Origin of the sequence: Enterococcus sp. DIV0703 (assembly GCF_051711065.1) — a bacterium.
Taxonomy (GTDB): domain Bacteria; phylum Bacillota; class Bacilli; order Lactobacillales; family Enterococcaceae; genus Enterococcus_B; species Enterococcus_B hirae.
Window position 1 is genome coordinate 2359902 of record NZ_JBIOLX010000001.1, and the last position, 22337, is coordinate 2382238.

Consider the following 22337-nt stretch of genomic DNA (forward strand, 5'->3'; position numbering starts at 1 on the left):
CTATAACCATAACAAAGAAGGCCGAACGTGACAAGTAACCATATTTTCAACTATTTCTCTCTTCGTACCCCTTATATCTGAAACGATGGGTTTATTCCTCAATATTTAGTCAGGTAGTTGATTCTTTCATCGCAAATATTTTGACTATTCTTAAACTTTTGAAGGGCTCTTTATTTCTTTCCGTCCAAAAAACAAAAAAGTTTGTAAATAAAGCAATGAACTTCCTCCGACTAAAACCACATAAATAGGTCCCAGGAAGAATAAAAAAAGCAGTAGTAGCAGGGTTCCCCCTAAATGTAAGAGAGCGTTTTTCCATTGATAAAAAAATAAAATAGAAGCAGTAAAAAGAGGGACTTCGTTTGCGCTCTCTATTTGGAGCAACATACGGTAGCTAACCATCACGATACTTAAAAAAAGGATACTTAACGAAGCATACATCAATATCAATCCCCATGCTCCGCCCCAGTAAAGAAAAATACGACTATCAATTAGTAAAAGCAATAAATAGAAACTTACTATGAGGTCTTGCTTACGATAGGTCAAAAAATTATGACGAAGTTCTTGCCAAAACAACGTATGGATCTTTTTCTCTTCGTTTTTGTGGTAGTGATAAATGGTAGACATAACCGTACGACTAGCACTGCCGATTGTCAACAGCGGTAAGCTAGTTAATAGCCATAAGAATTGCAAAATAAGCAATGACGGAATCCATTCAATGACTGTCAAAAAATGCTGATTGATTTTTTCACTATGAATTTTATTCATTTAGCCTTTTGACCCTCCTGTCAAATCCATTCCTTCAATAAAGTAACGTTGCGCAAAGAAGAACATCAAAATCGTTGGGATCAAAACAAGTGTGGCTCCTGCCATCAAATAATTCCATTGAGTCGTCGCCTGATTTTGGAAAACTTGCAACCCAATCTGTAAAGTATACTTCTCTTGATCTTGGATGTATAATAACGGCCCTAAAAAATCGTTCCAAGCCGCATTGAATGAATTGATCGCAATCGTGATTAACGCTGGTTTAGTCAGCGGCAGCATCAGACGGCTCCAAATATAGAAATGATTTGCTCCATCGATTTCTGCCGCTTCAATTAATTCATCATTGATGGATAAATAAAATTGACGCATCAAAAATATATTAAATGCATTGCCGAAAAATGATGGAACGATCAATGGTAAATAAGTTCCTACCCAGCCTATTTTTGAGAATAGAACATATTGGGGGATCATGGTCACAAAACCTGGAATCATCATTGTAGAAAGGACTAAAGCAAACATTAGCTTTTTTCCTGGAAAATCTAATTTCGCAAACCCATAAGCAATGAAAGAATTCGAGAGAACATTGCCGAATACCACTAAGACTGTGATCAATAAAGTATTCCTTGCATAACGCCAGAATGGGAAAGCAGTAATGGTATCCAGATAGTTTTGCCAAACAATTTTTTCTGGAAAAAAGGTTGGAGGATAACGTACGATCTCTTCCATTGGTTTTAAAGAAGTAAATACCATCCACAATAATGGTGTGATCAATACGATCCCGATAGCAGTCATGAGGAGATAACTAATGATTTTTTTGGTTTGACGATTAACACTTGTTCTTTTGAAATATTCCATCATTTGCCATCACCTCCAGAGTAATAGACCCATCTAGGTGCCAGTTTCAAATTAATAAAAGTCAACACTAACACAATTAAAAATAGGATCATTGACATCGCCATCGCATACCCCATATCAAATGCAACAAAAGCTTTATTCCACATGTGAAGATTATAAAATAGTAAAGAGTTAGCTGGTCCTCCTGTCCCATTTTTAGTCATCACATAAGCCTCTTGGAAAATTTGAAAAGAGCCGATCGTTGAAGTAATCACATCATAAAAGATAATTGGTGTGATCAACGGCAACGTGATATTTTTAAATTTCCCCCATACGCCAGCGCCATCGATCGCTGCTGATTCATATAAAGAGCGTGGAACGTTTTGCAAAGTCGCTAAATAAAGCAGCATTGCTCCGCCAGAACTCCAGATTTTCATTAAAATCAAAGCTGGCTTTGTCCAGTTAGGATCAAACAACCAGGCTGGTCCAGAAATATTGAACCAACCTAGAAACGTATTGATCAACCCGGCAGAAGGTGAGAGCAGCTGCATCCATAAAATATAAACAGCAACACCAGATAGGACTGCGGGTAAATAAAACATCGTTCGGAAAATACTAATTCCTCTGATCTTTTGATTTAAAATCGTTGCTAGAAATACGCTAAACATTGTGGTTAAAGGAACATTGAATAGGACGAAATACACTGTATTGTATAATGATTTCCAAAAAAGATCATCGTGTAGAAACATCCGTCTAAAATTAGCTAATCCAATGAAATTCATTTTAGAAGTCAAATTATAATCAGTGAAACTTCCGATAACAGAAAAAAGCATGGGCCCTAACATAAAGACGACAAAGCCAATAATAAAAGGCGAGATAAATAAATAGGCCCATCTTGCCTCTTTTTTCTTTCGGATCGATAAACGCTTCATTTTCTTGCCTCCTTTTTTCTTTCAATTAGTCAACAGTTGATTAGTTATTTTGTTTTACTAAATTCTCCACCGCTTTTTGAGCATCAGCTAAACCTTCTTTTGGTGTTTTTGTTCCTAAAAGAATTTGATCGATTTGCTCATTCACTAGTGTCGTATAATCTGGTGCCGCTAATGGAACAGGTGTAATGACCGTATTTTTGAAATTCTCATCAGCCATTTGATAGATCATTCGTCCCTTGTCACTTAGCTGTTCATTCTTCACTAAGTTCTCATTGGCTGTTTTACTTGCCATGATATCAAAACTCTTTTCGCCAAATTTTTCTTGAACTTCTGGTGAAGAAAGATACTTGATAAAGTCATAAGAAGCTTCTGGATCTTTCGCCCCATAAGGTACTTCGAGTACAAAGCCGCCGCCCCATGACCAATGACCAGAACCTTTTTCTTTTTCTGGAAGCGGAATGACACCAAAATCAAAATCTTCTGGAGCATTTTCCATCAAGCTCGAATAATAATTGATATTTTGGGCACGCATTGCGACTAAACCTGAGATGAATGGATCAGAAACACCTGAGCCAAATTCTGCCTCTAATTTATTGATCGTATCTTTCCCATAATAGTCTTGCCAATCTTGGATCCACTCTAATGCTTCAACTTTATTCTTCGTATCGATTTTGATTTTGTCGTCTTGATCAAACCAGCTTGTCCCATTATCTGCATTTAATGCCCAGACATCTGCCCCTAAATTCCATAAAGGATAAAATCCAATTCGTGTGAATTCTTTCTTGTCTTTTTTATCCAATTGATGGGCGGTTTTTTCTAATTCATCCCATGTAGTTGGTAAATCTTTTTCAGCGATTCCTGCTTCTTTAAATAATTTTTTATTATAAAAAATAACTTGAGTATCTGTGTTGAACGGAATCGCATATGGATCACCTTTGTACTCCACTGTATCCCACAATTGTGGATAAAAATCTTTTGAGGTCTCTTCATCTACATATTTAGATAAGTTTGTGGCCTGTTGCGCTTCAGCTCTTTGAGCAACTGAATTGATATCTTGAACAATCACGTCTGGTGCATTCCCCGCTGTAATCGCTGACAATGATTTGGTCCAAATATCCCCCCACGGTTGGTATTTATAATTAACCTGGATCTGATCTTGTGATTGATTGTAATCGTCAATGATCTCTTCGATCACTTCTTTACGTGCTCCTGATCCCCAAAATGACCAGAAATCAATAGTTTTCTTCCCGTCACTTGTTTTTTCAGATGAACTAGCTGCGTTTGACTTTGCACTACTTGAACCACAGCCTCCCAACAAAAATAATGCTGTACTTGCCAGCACCCCAGTAACTAACAACTTTTTCATTTTATCCCTCCGTTTTTTAATAAAAAGGTTATCTTTTGTCATTTGCAACCGATAACATTTTAATATAACGATATCATTTTAATCAGAAAATAACAATTTATTAGGCGCGTCTACTCATATATCAGATTAAATCTACCACTATATTTTTTCTAAGCATTTCCTTTGTGTTTTCTCATTTTAAAGCGCAGAATGTAAATGTATTAATAAAAGATTAGGAGGAATTTTTGATGTTCAGACACCAAAAGGAATTACAGTTTGAAGCAAAACCAGATCGTCCGAATCCGTTAATCGCAAAATATTTACAAGAGCTTATCGGTGGACAATACGGAGAAATGAGTGTGGCAATGCAATACTTGTTTCAAGGTTGGAGCTGCCGAGGAGAAGAAAAATATAAAGACATGTTAATGGATATCGCAACAGAGGAACTTGGACATGTCGAAATGTTAGCAACGATGGTCGCACGCTTATTAGAAGATGCGCCAGTTGAAGACCAAGAAGAAGCAATGAAGAAAGATCCTACGATCGGTGCAATCATCTCTGGTATGAATCCTCAGCATGCAATTGTCGCTGGCTTAGGACCACGCCCTGCTGATAGTGTTGGCAATCCTTGGAGCGGCGGTTATATCGTTGCAAGTGGAAACTTGTTAGCTGATTTCCGTGCCAATCTAAATGCTGAATCTCAAGGACGGTTACAAGTCGCTCGTATCTATGAAATGATCGATGACCGTGGTGTCAAAGATTTACTGGCAGTCTTGCTTGCAAGAGATAGTTATCATCAAAACTTATGGGCAAGTGCCGTGAAAGAATTGGAAGAAAACGAAGGATCCATTCTTGTACCAAGTACGTTCAATCGTGAAAACGAACGAAAAGATATCGCCTATGACTTTTATAATTTCTCAGAAGGTGATGAAAGCAGCAAAGGTTCTTGGGCAAGTGGTGAAGCCTTAGATGGTGAAGGCGAATACCAATGGTTAGCAGAACCAAAAATTGAAGGTGATAAACCAAAATTACAACGGGTTACACCAAAAATGTATGGAACACCGCCAAGTAAAAAATAAAACATGCAAAAGTAGTTGTGTCCAACATCCTTTGGGTCCTTACCACTCAACAGAATAAAAATAAGAATGATCGACCAGCAAGCTATTACTTTCCTACTAAAGACAGTAGAAATGCTTGCTGGTCGATCATTTTTTAGCTTCTATTGACATTTATAAGCTAAGAATAGTTTGAGACCGTCAACATCATTTTTAGGACCGATAGAAAATTCTACCGGTCCTGTTTTTTATAAAAAAAGTAGTTATCTAAAGGTACTTACTTCTTCCTTAGATAGAAAAATCGTTTAAACTGTCACTACCTCAACATCAATATTTCCTCTTGTCGCTTTTGAATAAGGGCAGTAATCATGGGCATCTTCCGCTAATTGCTTGGCTTGTTCTTCGCTCACATCGTCAACATGTACTTCTAAGACCACACCGATTTTATAACCACCTTCATCAAGGGTATAAAGGGAAACTCGTGCTTTAACTGTGGAATCTACGGACAAATTTGCTTCTTTGATCATATGTTGCAGTGCACCATTGAAACATGAGGCATAGCCCGCAGCAAATAGTTGTTCCGGATTTGTTCCTTCAGCATGGATGCCTGGAGGAGTGATCTTCATTTGCATCGAACCATTTGGTGCTGCTACTTCGCCTTCTCGTCCGCCATGATTAATCATCGCTGTTTCGTATAATTTTTTCATTGTACTGCTCCTTTCGATATGACACTTCGTCTATTACCAGTGTAAGCATATCTAGCAATTTGTTCAAAAATTCTGCTCCTAGATTCATACTGCAACGATTGAGGACTTCTTGATTAACATGAGCATTTAGTTTATTTTCTCATGAAAGTTACTTATTCAAAAACAAGGATGCCATCTTCAATGATTTTTCCAAAAAAGAGAAAAATACCACTCGTAAATAATAAAGTCATATTTGTTCCCAAATAAATAGCTAATTTCTCTACACAATTTTTGATATGATTGATTCTAAGATAAAGAAAAACTAAAAAATTAACACCATAAACTAATATAGTCAAAAAAATTACTATGTTCGCAACCATTTTTACTTTTCATTTCCCTTCGCTTCCTTAGTATCCACTATCAGTGGTTCAACATTTGAGTATTTCTTTAAATGTTCCGCAAGTAGCTGTAAAACGTGTTGATTTTTTCCAACTTCATCATTTTCGATCTGGAGCACCAGTAATGGCTCATGCAAACTTGCTCGTAATAAAAACCAGCCATTCCCATATGGTTCTTTTAGATCGTAACGAATTCCTTCTTCATTTTCCGGATGAAATACCAGTCCCTCTTCGTTCAATTCGTTCGCTAGCCCTTGAATAATTGTTGCCCCTTGTTTTTTCGGATCCTCTCCACTAAGCCTTAACCTAATTTCTTGTACTTCTTGTGGCTGTTTTAAGTCGTGGATAATCTCTTCCAACGTTTGTTCTGTTTGTTTTAGTTCTGGCAAAAGCATCAAAATTTTTGCAATGACATAGGCACCATCATCTAAAAAATAATTTTCCTTGAATGCTGCATGCCCACTTGTTTCAATCGCTAATGGAACATTGATTCCTTCTTTATTGCATGCAATTGCACGATTAATGACATTACGATAACCTGAAATGTAACGATCTTGTTTGCCACCTTTTTCTTCAATAAACATTTCTAGGTGATTAGACGTTGGTGAATTAGTTACGATCGTCGCTCCAGGGTATTCTTTTAACACGATCGTACTTAATAAGGCGATCAAATTGTTACGATTGATCACTTGACCACTTGCACTGACTACTGCCGAACGATCAACATCCGTATCAAAGATCACTCCTAAATCGGCTTGACTTTCTAAAACAGCTTGCTTGATACTTGCCATGGCTTCAGCATTATCTGGATTCGGGATATGGTTTGGAAAATGACCATCTGGCTCTAAAAATTGCGAACCTGTCGTATCTGCCCCTAATCGTTGTAGTACTTTTTCAGCAAAAAAACCACCGGAGCCATTTCCTGCATCTACGATGATCCGCCAGCCAGCTAACGGTTTTGTGTCAGACATTCCTTTCTTTCTAATACCATTTTTGATTTTTTGAACTAAGTCTTCTGCATAAGGTGTTAACAGATCAGCTTTTTGGACTGTCCCCTTATGATTGGTTTTATTTGGTGTTGTTTCTGATAAAATAAATGCGATATCTTCTTTTTCTGCGCCGCCATTAGCTGTAAAAAACTTCATGCCGTTAAAGTAAAACGGCAAATGACTAGCTGTTAGCATCACACTTGCATCACACTGGAATTGAGAAAACTGAGTAGCCATAAACATCGCCGGTGTCGTAGCTAACTCAAAATCAAGAACATTTATGCCTTGTTCGATTAATCCGTCAATCAGCGCTTTTTCTAACGTTGGACCACTGATTCGACTATCCCGCCCCACTCCTACCGTTAATTTACCTTCTTGATATTTGCGTGGATGATCCCTTTTTAACCAATTAACCAAGCCACAACTTATTTTTTGGATTTCAGCTGGTGTCAAATTAGCTGAATGTGTTTCCGTCGTCATGGCAATCCCTCGAATATCAGATCCGTTTTGTAGCGCTTTCAACAAAGTCATAAATCATTCTCCCTTCTTTTATTCCCTCATTCTTTCTAATTTTTCTGCAAAATCTTGTGCTTCTTCTTCCGAACGGCAAATCACAATGAATGTATCCACTCCAGCAATCGTTGCAACAACTTCTGGATAAGCGACTTCATCTAACCAATTGGTTACGACATCCGCCCCATCTTTTTCTGTTAGCACCACGATCATAAATTGAACAACTTGTATTTTCAAGACTTCTCTTTTAACAGCTGCTTGTAGTCGTTCTTCATGTAACGTTTCAGCAGGCTGACTGAATAGATTGTAACGAACTTGCTTATTTTCATCCGTAGACTTCACTAACTTCAGCTCACGGATATCACGCGAAATAGTTGCTTGAGTGGCTGTCACCCCTGCGTCTTGAAGACAAAGCAATAGTTCTTCTTGTGTGCTGATTGGTTTTTCTGTGATGATCTGACGAATCAATGCTTGTCGTTGGATTTTTTTCATAGCGGACACCTCTTGTCTTTGATTATAGCAAAAAAATAATCGTTTTTCTGCCTTTTTTGGTATTTTTTACTTTTATTTTTTTAGTTGATTTTTTGGCGCAATCTTGACACGTAAAATCGTTCTCAGTTTTTCTGGGTTGGCTCTGCGCGGATCCCCTAAATAAATTTCTTTATGTTCTTTAGCTATCCGTTGATACCCCTGCTCTTCGATAAACGTTGCTAATTTTTCAAAGGTTTGTGGCTCATCCTCATACGGTCCCACGTGAAGCATCTGAGCGACTAATCCTTCATCCATGCTACTAAATACTACTTGGTCGAACAAATCATTGGGAATTTTGTCCGCTACACGTAGTAGAGCCTCATGTGCAACTTCTTTCGTCACAAATTCAGGTTGTTTGATCATGATCTGATAAGCAAAATGACTCTTCTTCATTACTTTTTCTTGCAAATAAGCTTCTTGTAATCCCCAATGTCCTTCTAATGGATAAACAGTGTAAGGAAGATAGTTAGGAATCTGCCAATTTTTCTTTGGGGCCATTCGGATCGCATAACTAACAGCATATAAAGCTGCCACTCGTCGCTGAAAATCGTCTTCATTTGGATCCCCTACTCCTTTTATGCTAAAAAAATTCTGTGGGGATAACGTTAAGATCTGTGGCTTTTTTTTACTACTATAACCTGGTTCCGTTTTTTTCCAATCAATCGTAGCCATTTTTTCCTCCTGCGATGATTTATTCTCTACTATCATAACTCTTTTCAAAAGACTTGGCTAACCTGGTTGACACTTTTTTTACCTCTATGCTAGAATAAGCGATGGAAATAAATCGTACAGATAACACGTATATTACGTGTCGAGAGAGAGGCGGTTTCTATTTTTATAATAGAAATCACTCTCTTTTTTTACGAAATTTTTTGAGGTGAGGATATGACAAAACAAAAACAATTACTCTTAGTACCTGCAGTCATCGCAACCGGCATGATGTCTTTTGCGGGAGTGTTGATCGAAACAGCAATGAACGTCACATTTCCAACGTTGATCAACCAGTTTCAATTAACGACTGCACAAGTTCAATGGGTGACAACGATTTACCTGCTGATGATCTCGATCATCGTGCCATTATCAACTTATTTAACACGAAATTTCAGCCTTAGAAGTCTCTTTTTACTTTCAAACCTGCTTTTTTTAGCAGGAATCATTGTTGACTTCTTTTCTCCGACTTTCTTCATTTTATTACTTGGTCGGCTTTTACAAGGGGCAGCTACCGGGATTGCTTTACCACTAATGTTCCATATTATTTTGACCTTTGCGCCTATGAACCGCCGCGGAGCGATGATGGGGGTGGGAACACTGACCACAGCAATTGCTCCGGCTATCGGGCCAACATATGGGGGAATCTTAACTTCAAATTTCACTTGGAATCATATCTTTCTTTTCTTGATTCCTATTTTGATTCTTTCTCTTGGCATCGGCTTGGTTGCTATTCCTTCAATGCCCGTTCAAAAAAGTGGACGTTTGGATGTGTTGAGTGTATTTAGTTTGTGTTTATTATTTAGCGGTAGCTTAACGTTTTTGAGTATGCTAGGACAACCGCTTAGTTGGTTTGCGTTACTAATAGCGATTATTGGTGGGATCCTTTTTTATCAACGAACAAAAAAAGCCGATTATCCATTGATCCAACTAACCATTTTTTCTAATAAAACATTTCGTTTATTCTTATTTAGCTTTTTAATCTACCAGTTCTTATTGCTAGGCGTTTCTTTTGTCTTACCAAATTTTGTTCAGATTGTTCAAGGAAACAGCCCTTTCATCGCTGGAATCGCCATGTTGCCAGGAGCTACGATTGGCGCTGTATTATCGCCTTTTTCTGGAAAACTGCTTGATCAACACGGTCCCAAAAAACCGATTTTTGCCGGATTACTCCTTGCTCTTGTTGGTTGGTCCGCACTAGTCTTTCTTCTAGGACATGTTTCATTGCTATTGTTGATTACTTGCCACGTGATCTATATGATAGGGATTGGTTTGTCTTATAGCAATATGATGACCACTGGGATGAATGCTTTAACGGATGACTATCAAAGTGATGGCAATGCTGTTTTTAATACCTTACAACAATTTTCTGGTGCCGTTGCTACTTCATTAGTGGCAATCATTATCAACCTTATTCAAGCGCATGCTGATTTGAGCTATAAAGTCGCCACGACATTCGGTTCACAAGTTGCTTTAGGTGTATTACTTCTTCTATTAGTTATCAGCTTTATCTTATTTATTCGTTATAGTTTAACTACAAAACATTCATGATTGATTGAAACGGCAGTCGTTTGCAACTGCCGTTTTTTTGTGCAAAAATACAATTTGTAAGTAAAGGAGGAATCAAACATGGAAAAAATCGCCATTATCGGTGGTGGAATCATCGGTATGACATTAGCCAATTATGTAGATACCACAAAATACAGCATCACCTTATTTGACCATGGAATCGGTCAGGCAACCAAAGCAAGTGCGGGAATCATTTCTCCATGGTTATCCAAAAGAAGAAATAAAACATGGTATCGTTTAGCCAAAGACGGTGCGGCATTTTTCCCAAAATTAGTGCAAGATTTCGCACTTGATCCGACCATTTATGCTCGTTCCGGTACACTCTTGCTTCGACAAAAAGAACAATTAGCAGAATTACTTGATCTTGCAGAAGAACGAAAAAAAGAGGCACCTGAGATCGGAGAAATCCATTTATTAAAAGCGGATCAAACAGCTGATTTACTTCCTTTATTAAAACCGACCCCCTCTTTATTCATCACTGGTGGTGGCCGTTTAGACGGAAAAGCTTACCTTCATTATTTAACGGCACGCTTGAAAAGGGCTGGTGTAACAGTAATAAACGATAAGATTCGCCTACAAAAAAGGAATGATGATTGGCTGATCCTCGGAGAATTTGGTGAAGAACCGTTTGACCGGGTCATTTTGACTCCTGGACCTTCCTTGAAGCCTTTATTGGAACCATTAGGCTATCAGGTCGATCTTCGTCCTCAAAAAGGGCAGTTGATCGCTTTTACTACTCATCAGTTCCAAAGCCAAAAATGGCCTGTTGCCATGCTAGATGGAGAAGCAGACCTCATTCCCTTCAATGACGGAAAAATCTTATTGGGCGCTACACATGAAAATGAACAAGGATGGGATCTGACTCCTACTAATGAAGCGTTTTTACAGTTGACTGAACAGACAAAAGCTTTTTTTGTACAACCAGAAAAATTACTTTCACAGCCTTATCAGTTACAAGTAGGAACGAGGGCATATACGTCTGATTTTGCTCCGTTTTTTGGTCCTTTATTCGATGAACCAAATCTGATCGTCGCAAGTGGACTCGGTTCTTCTGGTTTGACGACTGGTCCTTATATCGGTTATCTCTTAGCTGAATTTATAAATACTGGTACGTGGCATGGAACGGACTATCAAAAAGATCTCCATAACTACATCAAGAAAACCTAAGATGAACAAAGAGATAACTATTTCATTCATTTATTTTTCGTCATTACCGTCTCATCCCTAAACAGCAAAAAAACCAAGAAATCGAATGACACGATTTCTTGGTTTTGTCTTTTTATTAGTATTCAATAATCGACTTAGTACCAGCCGTTTGCTAACCAGAATGCTTGAGCAGCATCCCATGAGCCATAACGTGATGATACATATTGATCAGCTACGCGTTCTTGGTTTGCAGCAGAATAGTCACCATTTAAGTATGATGCATCTAATTGGTAACGTCCGATGTAACGGCCGTTAGTTGCTGTGTAAGAACCGCCTGATTCTTTATTCGCAATCCATTCTTTTGCAGAACTTGAATTGCTTGGAGCTGTTGCTGTTTGAGCAGCTGGAGCAGCAGGTGTTACTTCAACTGTTTTAACTGGAGCAACATATGTATGTTCTTCCGTTACTGTTTCAGTTGTTTTTGGTGCTTCGACTGTTTTTGCTGAAGCATCACTTGAAGTCGGGATCGTTAATTCTTCGCCAACGTAGATGCGGTTGATGTCTTTGATACCATTTTTTTCAGCGATTGCATCGATCAATGAGTTATCTCCAACAAATTTTTGTGAGATTTTTGATAGTGAATCACCTGATTTAATTGTATAGACTTCGTCAGCATGAGCAGTTGTTCCTACAAACATTGCAGTTGCACCAGCAGCAAAAGTTGTTCCTAAAACGATCTTCTTAATTGAATTCATGTTTATCTCCTTTTTTTTCCATGTATTTATCAACGTCATTAACTTTATCATCTAGAAATATTTCATAGGTAAAAGAAATATGACATTTAATGACAAAATATCCTAATTTTTAACATTTGTAACATAACTCTGGACAAAAAAGTACGACTAAAGTCCTAGAACCCTTATCTCATAAGAAAGAAACCGTTTTTTAACATTTTCTTATAAAGTTTAGAAAATCTTATATTTTGTAATATTTCTAGTATTTTTTTTTAACTTTTTTGATTTTTTTGTTTAATTTATCCCTTTTTTTAGTAATTATGTGTCAAAACGACAGAAAATTGAGTAATTATTACAACCTTTACTAAAAAATTTTAGGATAAGTTTTTTAATATTTTTGAAATTTCTGGTATTTCTAGATTTTTTGCTAAAAAAACCGATAGTATTCTATTTTTTGAACTGCTTCAATTATAAACAAGTCGAACATTCAGTGGATTATACTACTCTAAGTATTGAAATTTTCTAATACAGATTCTTTTTATTATTTAGTTATGATCCATTATTTTACTTTAATCAATAAAAAGACTAGAACAAACTAACTGTCCTAGTCTCTTTGTCGTACTACGCTTGTTTTAACATAATACTCTATTTTTTTCTTATTATAGAAGTGAAAGGAATCTTGTACATAAAATTTTCTCTTATTCGCTCGGAGCTGACCGCTTCTTTCATGTCCTCTTTTTTCGCTTCGTTTTCTTGGCTAACATTTCTTGCGCTTCTATAATTTCTGTGATCACTTCTTGGTCTTCTTCGCGTTGTTTCATTTGCTCTAAAGTTTCCAACCATTTTTCTGGTTCTTTTCTACCTAAACGCCCAATAGACCAAGCAGCGGTTGCTCGAATAACCGGTCGAACATCACTTAAACAGCTTTCGATCTCAGGTAAAGCCGAAGTATCCCCAAGGTTTGCTAAAGCAATCAAAGCATTTCTTTGCAATGGTTTTTTCCCTCGCCATGAACCAGCTAAATGCCCAAACTGTTGTTTAAACTCTTTATTTGATAAAGAAAGCATTGGTTTTAATTTCGGATAGACTTCTTCTACTTTTGGTTCCATTTCTTCATGGAAATGGAAATCTTTCCCTTGATTATAAGGACAGACTAACTGACAGATATCGCACCCGTAAATGACATTTCGCATTTTTTTCCGATACTCATTTGGCATTAGCCCTTTGGTTTGGGTCTGATAAGATAAACATCTTTGTGCATTCATCCTGCCATCGCCTAACAAAGCTTTTGTCGGACAAGCTGTCACACAACGAGAACAATCACCGCAGCCAAAAACACCTGGTTCATCAGGTTCAAATACGATATTGGTGACAATTTCTCCAAGATACACGAATGAACCGTATTCTTCTGTGATCAGCAACCCATTTCGACCAATAAATCCTAGTCCTGCTCTTTGTGCAACAGCCACATCTACTAATTCTCCAGTATCCACTTGTGGGGCAAACCGCCAAGCTTCTTCTTGTTGCCAGACACTTGCTCTGCTTTGGATAAAAGTAATCAATTGATTGAGACGGTCACGTAAAATATCATGGTAATCGATTCCCCAAGATGCCCGTGCAAATTGTCCTCTTTTTTCATCTTTTGGGACCTCTTCATGGATCTTGGTTGGATAGGCTAAAGCAATAGCGATAATCGATTGTGGGCGATCAAAAGTTTTTTCTAAATATAAACGTTCTTCAATTACTGGATGTTCAAATCCCGAAGTATGTCCAGCGGCTTTTTGTTCTTCTAAAGACTCTTTTAAATAATCAAAGGGTTCTGCCGTCGTAAATCCGATTTTATCAATACCTAAACGTTTGCTTTCTTCAATGATTTCTTCTTTTAAGGTTTTTGTCATCTTTTCCACCTATTCAAATAATTGCTAGCGACTATAAATTCCGTAATAAAGCCGATCTCTTTTTAGCTGGACAAATTGGATCTGTTGATCTGCGATCTTTCGTTCTTCCATCCATCTTTTTCTAGTAGCAAAGATTTCCCAATAGTTGAGAGACAACCATTTTCTTTGGTTATCTAGCGCTTGAAAAAAGTTGAGCGATACTGGCTTAGTATGCAACAATTCATGCAATCGAACCTGTTCTACTGCGGAAAAAGTGGATAAATCTCTGGAATATAATGTTTCTTCGTAGAGATTCTTTTGCTGCGAGTAGGTAAATGTTTGTGGAATATCTCCTGGGCGGGCAATCAAAACCAAACGATTATAGAATGTATTCATTAGTTTACTATTTGCAATAAACGAACTTTTATAATAAGCCGATTGAATTTTTTCAATGACCCCTTCTGTCCCCATTGTGGAAAATAATGCTGGCCATGCCTTGATATTGATTTCATTATTTTGTTTCACTAATACTCCTGGAATAAATCCAACAGAAGAAATCGAGACAAAATAACCAATTCCAGTCTGTTCATCTAATGGCTGAAATTCATCAAAAAGCCATTTCCCCGGATAACGTTCTTCTACATCCGCTTCACTTGGACTTGCTATGAATAATTTAGCCATTTCTGTTTCAAGAAATTGAAGGTCTTGATCTTTATCAGAGCTATCCTGTTGTTCGATCACTTTAAGGATTTCTTCTTTGATTAGTTGTTTATCTTTACGCGTAAAATTCATAGCTTTACCTTCCTTTCTTATCTTTAACTATAACGGAAAACAACAAAAAAAGGTATCCGAAACTAACAAAAAGCAGACGTTTTTTTTATTTTTTTACTTGCAAAATAAGTGAGCCTTCGCTTGATCTCCTTTCCACATAAATCAGGGTAAATGAATCCTCCTGCTTCTTGTTTTTTTAATCTTGATTTTTAGCATAAATAAGCCGAAGAAATCAAAATCTAACGAACTGATTTTGATCTCTTCGGCTGGCTATTTAGCACGCATTCTTTTCTAGTTTTTTTGAATGAAAGTTATTTTGTACCATTTATTTTTCTTGAGTCAACCCATCATGGATCGTTCGGATATTCCAGTCCATCATCTTATAATAAGAATCTCCTGGTTTGCCTTCCTTATCGATAGAGTCTGTATATAATCGATCATAGATAGCTACTCCTGTTTCTTTCGCTACACGTTCCATGCTTCTAGAATCAACACTTGTTTCGACAAACAAAGCGGGTACTGCAGAGTCTCTTACTTGATTGATGATTCGTTTCATTTGTTCAGGAGTTCCTTGACTTTCTGTATTGATTTCCCAGATATAACTTGCTGGGATACCATAAGCTTTGGAAAAATATTTGAAAGCTCCTTCACTCGTTACTAATAATCTTTTATCTTCAGGAATTGTTTGAAAGTTTGTTTTAGCTTTTTCATCCAATTCGCTCAACTTTTCAATATATTTTTTTGCGTTTTCTTCATAGACTGCTTTATTTTCAGCATCTTTTTCTGAAAAAATACGGGTAATTTCTTCTACATACTTCATCCCATTCGATAAATCTAACCAGGCATGAGGGTCAGCTTTACTCTTGGAACTCCCACCTGATAAATAAATGGGTGTTACTTTTTTACTCACTGCAAAATAATCTTTCTCTTCTTTTTTATGTGTGGTTTCCATTAAATTTGTAAACCAGCCATTACCAGTTTCTAGATTTAGCCCATTATATAAAATCACATCGGCATCACTCGCTTTTTTGATGTCTTCTGGTAACACTTCATATTCATGAGGATCTGTTCCTACAGGCACGATACTATGAACAGCTACATGTTCCTTTCCTACTTCTTTTGCCATATCCGCTAAGATAGAGTTGGTTGCTACAACATTCAATGTTTCTTTAGTCGTTTCTTTATTAGCTTCCTGCTTTTCTTGACTGCCACAGCCCACTAACAAAAAGAAACTTGCGAACATTACCCAAAAAATCCGATAGTTATTGGTTTTCATCTCATTACTCCTTTTTTCAAGTGATTTGTTTTACATGATCATTCTTTTTACTCGCTTTTTATGACCCGTTTATGAGCAAAAAAGATTCCCTTAGAAGGTGAAAAGCAAAATGCCAACAGAAAGAATAGCGCGCAAGCTAAAACGATGGTTGCACCGGAAGGCCAGTTATAGCTATAACTAAAAAATACCCCTAAGATTGCACTTAATACACCAACTGTTGATGAGATAGCAATCATTTTCACTAAACTATTCGTTAATAGATAAGCTGTAGCAGCTGGTGTGATCAACATCGCAATCACTAAGATCGTCCCTACTGTCTGTAAACTAACCACTGCGACTAACGTCAGGAAAAACATGAGCAAATAGTGGATCAAAGTAATATTTAGCCCATAAGCTTTAGCCATCATCGGATCAAAAGAAGTAATTTTGAGTTCTTTATAGAAAATGAACACAAACAATAACACAATACCGCTAACGATCGCCGTCATCTGCAGGTCGCTTTCTCTCACCGCTAACACATTTCCAAATAATATATGGTAAAGATCCGTAGCACTTTGGGCAAAAGAAATCAAAATGACTCCTAATGCAAAGAATGAACTAAAGACGATACCGATTGCTGTATCATTTTTTAATCGACTTCGTTGGGTGACAAAACCAATGAGTCCTGCCGTCAACATGCCGAAGACCGTTGCACCTAAAATATAACTAAAGCCAAACATGTAGGAAATTGCTACTCCTGGTAAGACCGCATGTGAAATAGCATCTCCCATCAACGACATCCCTCGTAAGATGATAAAAGATCCGATCACCCCGGAAGCCAAACCAACGAGCATTGATGTGAACAATGCATATTGTAAAAACTGGTAGTTCATCATTCCTTCAATAAACGATTGGATCATTTTTCTTTTGCTCCTTTCACTAATTGCCCGATCACTTCACCATAAGCAATCTTCAGATTTTCTGAAGTAAATGTCGTTGCAACAGGTCCGGCAGCGATCAATTGCTGATTCAATAAAATCACTTCATCAAAATATTCTGTTACTTTGTGCAAGTCGTGATGAACAATGATGATCGTTTTACCTGCTGCTTTTAATTCTTTCAATATTGAAAAAATTTTTTTCTCACTTACGGCATCAATCCCTACAAATGGCTCATCAAGAAAAATCCATTCTGCTTGTTGCGCCAATGCGCGGGCAATAAAAACACGTTGTAACTGTCCACCCGACAATTCGCTTATTTGTCGCTTCCCATACGAAGCCATACCGACTTTTTCTAATGCTTGCTGTGCTCGTTCTTTTTCTTTTTTTCCCGGACGTTGTCCCAACCTTAATGATGGATAAGTCCCCAATAAGACCACACCTAACACATCAATTGGAAAAGAGAGATCCAATTCATTTCGTTGTTCAACATAAGCGATTTTTTTACGTGCTTCTTTTAGCAATGAACCGCCAAAAGAAATTTCTCCAGATACTTTGGGAATCAAAGCCAGTATAGCTTTCATAAAAGTTGATTTTCCCGCACCATTTGGACCGATGATCCCAGTGATTTTTTTGGGTTGGATCATTACATCAACTTCGTTTAACGCTAACTTTCCTTGATAAGCAACGGTTAATTGCTGGATATTAATGATCGCTTCTGACACATTCTCCACTCCTTTTAGGTTTACCTAACTTTTTATTTAACTATAGTTTAACTAAAGACGAAAGCATTTTCAAGTATCCCGCATGATTTTTTTTACAAGAAAGGCTCGCAATTTGTGAGAACTTTCTGTAAAATCACATCAAGAGTTTTAAAAGCAAATTGTCTTTATTGATCATTTATTTGTTATTAATGTCTATCATTTATTCGTATTTGCTTGTTTTACTCAAAAATGAAAGGAGTTTTAGTATGGAAGAAGAAAAATTAACTCGAAGCCTTAGTGCCCGTCACATTCAGATGATTGCACTAGGAGGAACGATCGGCGTAGGATTGTTTATGGGTGCTTCCTCAACCATTCGTTGGACAGGTCCCTCAGTAATGGTTGCCTATGCTGTCGCAGGTCTCTTTCTTTATTTGATCATGCGAGCACTTGGCGAAATGCTTTATGTCGATCCTTCAACGGGTTCTTTTGCGAATTATGCTAGTAATTATCTTCATCCTGTCGCTGGTTATTTAACTGCTTGGAGTAACATCTTTCAGTTTATTGTTGTCGGGATCAGTGAAGTCATTGCAGTCGGTGAATATATGAATTATTGGTGGCCTCATCTGCCAACAATCATTCCTGGGATTGTCGTCATCCTCTTTTTGATGCTTGCCAACTTAGCTTCTGTTAAAGCTTTTGGTGAACTAGAATTTTGGTTTTCAATGATTAAAGTCGGCACGATCGTTTTGATGATTCTGGTAGGGCTAGGTGTCATCTTATTTGGCTTAGGAAATCAAGGCCAAGCAGTCGGGATCTCTAATCTTTGGAAAAACGGCGGTTTCTTTACCGGCGGAGTAAAAGGTTTCTTTTTTGCGCTATCCATTGTTGTTGCATCTTATCAAGGAATCGAGCTGATCGGAATGGCCGCTGGAGAAGCTGCAAATCCGAAAAAAACGATCGTTGAAGCTGTTCAATCAACTATTGGACGAATCTTGATTTTTTACATTGGTGCTATTTTTATTATCGTTAGTATCTATCCATGGAATCAATTAGGCACAATAGGTTCCCCATTTGTTCAAACATTTTCTAAAATCGGAATCACATTTGCTGCCGGATTGATCAATTTCGTCGTCTTGACGGCTGCCTTATCTGGGTGTAATTCGGGTATTTTCAGTGCCAGTCGAATGATCTACACCTTAGCAATCAATGGAAAAATGTCGAGGAAATTTTTAAAACTAACCCGTCATGGCGTACCTTTTTATCCAGTCGTAGCGATTTCTAGCGGGATATTGATTGGCCTAGTTTTAAATTACCTGTTACCTTTGTTTGTGAATCATGCAGAAAATATTTTCGTTTTTGTCTATAGTTCCAGTATTTTACCGGGGATGGTTCCTTGGGTAGTTATCTTACTTAGTGAGATCCAATTTAAAAAACAACACCCAAAAGAAATGAGAGATCATCCATTTAAAATGCCATTATCACCTTATACCAATTATCTTACTTTATTATTTTTAGCCATTGTCTTGATTTTTATGTTTATCAATCAAGAAACAAGAATTCCATTGATTATTGGTCTCGTGTTTTTGTGCTACATGACGATTCATTATTTTCTACGTGAACGAAGACTGAAAAGTCGCTAATCTTCATCAAAAAAGCAGGGCTCCCCATCAAATGGGACCCTGCTTTTTTACTCTTTTTTAGTTAAATGCACAAATAGCGTTTTTTATTGTTTGAAACAAATAGAAATTTTTCTATACTAAATCTAAAGTTCCTTGGAATTTAAATTCCATTTGTGGTGGTGGTCCCCAATTTGCTACTCTTTTGTCTCCTGTCCAATAAACATACCCTTGATACTTTCGACCACTTACATATTCTACATACCAATATTTACTTTGTGCAGGTTTCCCACCCCAAGTCGATCCTACTTTCATCCAAACTTGGGCTGAAAAGATTGGACTAACTCTCACTAAATGATTAGATTTAGTAATTTCTACAATATTATCATTGTTCTCAACTACATATACATCTGTTGCAATTTCACTTTCCGTTTCATCTAGGTATATAAATAGATGATCCGTCGTTGTATTTTGTTCTGCTGCAACTGGAACAGCTAATCCAACTAAACAAAATATAAAAATAAGTGGAATTCCTAATCCAAAACTCTTCATCCTAATTGCCTCCCATTTTTAATAATCATTTTTTTAATCTCATGATTAGAAGATAACTAATTGAATAAAATACAATAAAAAGTAGACCTGAAAGAAATATATCATTAAAAAATGATAAAAAATTCAGTGTTCCATCAATCAATGCCTTTATTGTGCCGACAATTATATAGCCTATAAAAGCTGATAATATATTTAAAACTTCATGCTGATTTTTCTTCATACATAAACACTTCCTAAAAAATAATATCTACTCAGATATCATTGTAAATAATAGTATTGATATACAAATCCTCTTACTACAAAAACTCTACCATGTTTAAAATTACCACCAGTTATAACACCTGATATCCCACCTATGGCGGAACCCCAACCAGCGCCTGGGAGTAAACTGCCCAGAGCTCCTATAATTGCTCCAATACCGGCTTTACTTATATTATTCAACCAAGTTTTACTAATATATATATCAACATTCCCCTTTCTAGCTTGTCCATGCCACACAATCTTAGTGACACCATTACTTCTTGGTGTGAGCTGCTTTTTAGAAAGAAAAGAAGAATCCAATCCTTTCATTTCAAGAAACGCTTTTAAATTATTGTCTGTTATCGTTACGATTGTGCTGTCCTCTTCTACTTGAACATCGAAATAATCCGAATTTTCTTTATAAAACTCGATTGGATCCGACCTATTATCTACTATTCCACTTGCATAAACATTAGTTCCAAAAGTAACTAGTGGAGTTAATCCCAACAACAAACTAGCTATGCAACAAATAAAATTACTTTTTTAAACACGACTATCATCTCCTTGTTATTTTTACAAAATCATTTTATAACGAAAACGCTTTCTAATCAAGTGATTTTTTCCGTTTTTTTCATTGAATTTCCTATATGTTCAACTTCGAGGAAATTTAAGCGAAGCAATCAGATAAGTGATTTTCAACATACTTAAAATAAGCAAGACAAATGATTGATATACGCATTGATAGAAGTTCATTGTAATAGCTAACCACTTAGTCGTTTTTTTGAAAGCTAAGAGGCGCTAGACGGACTTTTTTCAATGTTTATGACTTTCTAAAATTAAGAAAATTTCTCATCGAATAATGCTCCCAATAATTTCTGTGTCAATGGCTTACTCCAAACTACGATATACGTAAATAAACCATTTCAATTCAAAAAAATAAGCTAGTGTCCAATCAACTGATTGGTCGCTAGCTTATTTTTGCTGATCAAGGCATCTTGTCAGTGGCTTAATTCAATTTCAATACGTCTCCAGGATTGAAGAAATAGCTGTCCATCGTCATCCCATTCAATGATAAAAGCTTATCAACTGGTATCCCTGTACGTTCTGCAATCTGGTTTGGACCTTCTCCTTGTTGAACGACAGTAGTAGCAGCTTGTTCATTTGAAGTAGCACTTGCTGTCTGTCCTTCGGTTCCTTGGGTAGCTTGACTGGAAGATTGTGTCGTTGAGTCAGTCGTCTGAGAAACACTAGTTTCCGTTTCACTAGTTGTTTGACTGCTTGACGTTTCTGCTTGTACCGAAGCACTTGTTCGGAGATAGATATCAGAAATTTTAGCTACTTGTTCCGTATAATCTGCTGAAAGTTGGTTGATCCAATTTGCAAGATCTACACCTTCTTTGGTTGGCGCTGCTTGATACGTTGCTTGTAGTTTGCTGATCCCTTCATCAGAAATAGCTTGTAGCGCTCGAGCCTTTTGATTAGCAATCGCAGACAACCCCATCACACCGTTTTGATTGTTCTGAATCTCAGCTTGGTATTCTTCGATCAAACGAGGCGTTTGTTCTTCCAATTTCTTTGTATAATCTGTCATAATCGTTTGTAACTGATCCGTCAGTGTGCCTGTTTTCGATTCTTGAGTCGAACTTGCAGTTTCTTTATTTTTTGGTTTCGTTGTGGAAGAAGCTTTTTTTGTGGTAGTTTCGCTTGTTTTTGCGACCGAGCTTTCTGCACTCGAACTATTCTTTCCATGAAAATAAAGAGCTGTAACAGCACCTATAAGGACTAAACAAACAGCAACAGCCGAACCAATTTTGATCAATCGGCGTTGCGTTTCTTTTTTCTGTTGTTGTCTACGAGCCATTCGGACATTGACTCTTTGCTCGTTTTCTTCGTTCATTTCTTTCACCACCCATTAGTATATAAAATAGCGTTCTCAATCCTACTTTAATCCCATTGTAGCAAATAATCATCATTCTGAACATTTTAAACTGTGTTATTTATAAACAAAACTCACCATTTTTGATGATTCCAGGATTCTCCATCGATTTCTCCTTGTAATTGGACTTTTCGTTCTGAAATTTCCAGTAAAAGTTTTTTTGTTTCATGCAACACAGCTTTTGTTTCATAATCTACCGATGTACTTAATTCTTCCAATTGTCGTACAAACCATTCTTCCGCCATT

The 22337-nt window shown here is 37.0% G+C and carries 24 protein-coding genes; 4 read left to right on the forward strand and 20 right to left on the reverse strand.

Annotated features, from left to right (window positions below; genetic code table 11):
• Positions 1 to 150 precede the first annotated feature (150 nt).
• Genes IGK81_RS10820 through IGK81_RS10835 form a run of 4 tightly spaced genes read right to left on the reverse strand, consistent with a single transcriptional unit; the run spans position 151 to position 3894 of the window.
• On the reverse strand, positions 151 to 765 hold the full coding sequence (locus IGK81_RS10820) for a DUF624 domain-containing protein (protein ID WP_034699891.1): 615 nt from the start codon (positions 763 to 765) through the stop codon (positions 151 to 153).
• Positions 766 to 1620: a carbohydrate ABC transporter permease gene (locus tag IGK81_RS10825; RefSeq protein ID WP_034699894.1), complete on the reverse strand. Its 855-nt coding sequence runs from the start codon at positions 1618 to 1620 to the stop codon at positions 766 to 768.
• Positions 1617 to 2528 (reverse strand): carbohydrate ABC transporter permease, encoded by a 912-nt coding sequence (locus IGK81_RS10830; RefSeq protein ID WP_010737122.1) that lies wholly within the window; start codon positions 2526 to 2528, stop codon positions 1617 to 1619. Before IGK81_RS10830 ends, IGK81_RS10825 begins: the two co-directional genes overlap by 4 nt.
• A 40-nt stretch (positions 2529 to 2568) precedes the next feature.
• Positions 2569 to 3894 carry an ABC transporter substrate-binding protein gene (locus IGK81_RS10835; protein WP_034699896.1) on the reverse strand — a complete coding sequence of 442 codons (1326 nt, stop codon included), beginning with the start codon at positions 3892 to 3894 and terminating at the stop codon, positions 2569 to 2571.
• 227 nt (positions 3895 to 4121) lie between these two features.
• Between IGK81_RS10835 and IGK81_RS10840 the strand changes: the two genes are divergently transcribed.
• Entirely contained in the window at positions 4122 to 4952 is an 831-nt protein-coding gene (locus IGK81_RS10840; protein ID WP_010720838.1) for a manganese catalase family protein, read from the forward strand.
• A gap of 281 nt (positions 4953 to 5233) precedes the next feature.
• On the opposite strand, the gene IGK81_RS10845 is transcribed toward IGK81_RS10840, so the two are convergent.
• The 5 genes from IGK81_RS10845 to IGK81_RS10865 all read right to left on the reverse strand — a co-directional run bounded on the left by IGK81_RS10845 (position 5234) and on the right by IGK81_RS10865 (position 8717).
• Positions 5234 to 5635 (reverse strand): organic hydroperoxide resistance protein, encoded by a 402-nt coding sequence (locus IGK81_RS10845; RefSeq protein ID WP_010720840.1) that lies wholly within the window; start codon positions 5633 to 5635, stop codon positions 5234 to 5236.
• 152 nt (positions 5636 to 5787) lie between these two features.
• Positions 5788 to 5994 (reverse strand): hypothetical protein, encoded by a 207-nt coding sequence (locus tag IGK81_RS10850; RefSeq protein WP_034699898.1) that lies wholly within the window; start codon positions 5992 to 5994, stop codon positions 5788 to 5790.
• A 2-nt stretch (positions 5995 to 5996) separates the two neighbouring features.
• Positions 5997 to 7532: a phosphoglucomutase gene (locus tag IGK81_RS10855; protein WP_034699900.1), complete on the reverse strand. Its 1536-nt coding sequence runs from the start codon at positions 7530 to 7532 to the stop codon at positions 5997 to 5999.
• Between the two features lie 18 nt (positions 7533 to 7550).
• The gene (locus IGK81_RS10860) at positions 7551 to 8006 is read right to left on the reverse strand and encodes an arginine repressor (protein ID WP_010737119.1); all 456 of its coding nucleotides are present in this window, start codon (positions 8004 to 8006) and stop codon (positions 7551 to 7553) included.
• Between the two features lie 72 nt (positions 8007 to 8078).
• Positions 8079 to 8717: a GyrI-like domain-containing protein gene (locus IGK81_RS10865; RefSeq protein ID WP_096708744.1), complete on the reverse strand. Its 639-nt coding sequence runs from the start codon at positions 8715 to 8717 to the stop codon at positions 8079 to 8081.
• A gap of 213 nt (positions 8718 to 8930) precedes the next feature.
• Here IGK81_RS10865 and IGK81_RS10870 point away from each other — a divergent pair, with 213 nt between their 5' ends.
• Both IGK81_RS10870 and IGK81_RS10875 read left to right on the forward strand, forming a co-directional pair.
• The gene (locus tag IGK81_RS10870) at positions 8931 to 10304 is read left to right on the forward strand and encodes an MFS transporter (RefSeq protein ID WP_010737117.1); all 1374 of its coding nucleotides are present in this window, start codon (positions 8931 to 8933) and stop codon (positions 10302 to 10304) included.
• Between the two features lie 78 nt (positions 10305 to 10382).
• Entirely contained in the window at positions 10383 to 11489 is a 1107-nt protein-coding gene (locus IGK81_RS10875; protein ID WP_034699904.1) for an NAD(P)/FAD-dependent oxidoreductase, read from the forward strand.
• 134 nt (positions 11490 to 11623) lie between these two features.
• Here the strand turns inward: IGK81_RS10875 and IGK81_RS10880 are convergent, their stop codons facing one another.
• From IGK81_RS10880 to IGK81_RS10905, 6 genes are all read right to left on the reverse strand, one after another.
• The gene (locus tag IGK81_RS10880) at positions 11624 to 12223 is read right to left on the reverse strand and encodes a LysM peptidoglycan-binding domain-containing protein (RefSeq protein ID WP_010737115.1); all 600 of its coding nucleotides are present in this window, start codon (positions 12221 to 12223) and stop codon (positions 11624 to 11626) included.
• Between the two features lie 704 nt (positions 12224 to 12927).
• Positions 12928 to 14100: a tRNA epoxyqueuosine(34) reductase QueG gene (gene queG, locus IGK81_RS10885; protein ID WP_034699906.1), complete on the reverse strand. Its 1173-nt coding sequence runs from the start codon at positions 14098 to 14100 to the stop codon at positions 12928 to 12930.
• A 24-nt stretch (positions 14101 to 14124) separates the two neighbouring features.
• The gene (locus IGK81_RS10890; RefSeq protein ID WP_034699908.1) at positions 14125 to 14871 is read right to left on the reverse strand and encodes a hypothetical protein; all 747 of its coding nucleotides are present in this window, start codon (positions 14869 to 14871) and stop codon (positions 14125 to 14127) included.
• Between the two features lie 304 nt (positions 14872 to 15175).
• Positions 15176 to 16126 (reverse strand): metal ABC transporter substrate-binding protein, encoded by a 951-nt coding sequence (locus IGK81_RS10895; protein ID WP_034699910.1) that lies wholly within the window; start codon positions 16124 to 16126, stop codon positions 15176 to 15178.
• Positions 16127 to 16173: 47 nt separating this feature from the next.
• Positions 16174 to 17025 (reverse strand): metal ABC transporter permease, encoded by an 852-nt coding sequence (locus IGK81_RS10900; protein WP_010720851.1) that lies wholly within the window; start codon positions 17023 to 17025, stop codon positions 16174 to 16176.
• Entirely contained in the window at positions 17022 to 17768 is a 747-nt protein-coding gene (locus IGK81_RS10905) for a metal ABC transporter ATP-binding protein (protein ID WP_010737112.1), read from the reverse strand. Before IGK81_RS10905 ends, IGK81_RS10900 begins: the two co-directional genes overlap by 4 nt.
• A gap of 245 nt (positions 17769 to 18013) precedes the next feature.
• Between IGK81_RS10905 and IGK81_RS10910 the strand changes: the two genes are divergently transcribed.
• Positions 18014 to 19387: an amino acid permease gene (locus IGK81_RS10910; protein WP_010720853.1), complete on the forward strand. Its 1374-nt coding sequence runs from the start codon at positions 18014 to 18016 to the stop codon at positions 19385 to 19387.
• A gap of 111 nt (positions 19388 to 19498) precedes the next feature.
• On the opposite strand, the gene IGK81_RS10915 is transcribed toward IGK81_RS10910, so the two are convergent.
• The 5 genes from IGK81_RS10915 to IGK81_RS10935 form a co-directional block, all read right to left on the reverse strand.
• Positions 19499 to 19915: a hypothetical protein gene (locus IGK81_RS10915; RefSeq protein WP_010737110.1), complete on the reverse strand. Its 417-nt coding sequence runs from the start codon at positions 19913 to 19915 to the stop codon at positions 19499 to 19501.
• A gap of 25 nt (positions 19916 to 19940) precedes the next feature.
• Positions 19941 to 20135 carry a hypothetical protein gene (locus IGK81_RS10920; protein ID WP_010737109.1) on the reverse strand — a complete coding sequence of 65 codons (195 nt, stop codon included), beginning with the start codon at positions 20133 to 20135 and terminating at the stop codon, positions 19941 to 19943.
• A gap of 38 nt (positions 20136 to 20173) precedes the next feature.
• A complete protein-coding gene (locus IGK81_RS10925; protein ID WP_232622384.1) occupies positions 20174 to 20662 on the reverse strand; it encodes a hypothetical protein in 489 nt (162 codons plus the stop codon).
• A gap of 499 nt (positions 20663 to 21161) precedes the next feature.
• Positions 21162 to 22052: a LysM peptidoglycan-binding domain-containing protein gene (locus IGK81_RS10930; protein ID WP_034699913.1), complete on the reverse strand. Its 891-nt coding sequence runs from the start codon at positions 22050 to 22052 to the stop codon at positions 21162 to 21164.
• Positions 22053 to 22165: 113 nt separating this feature from the next.
• Positions 22166 to 22336: a hypothetical protein gene (locus IGK81_RS10935; protein ID WP_010720855.1), complete on the reverse strand. Its 171-nt coding sequence runs from the start codon at positions 22334 to 22336 to the stop codon at positions 22166 to 22168.
• Position 22337 lies beyond the last annotated feature (1 nt).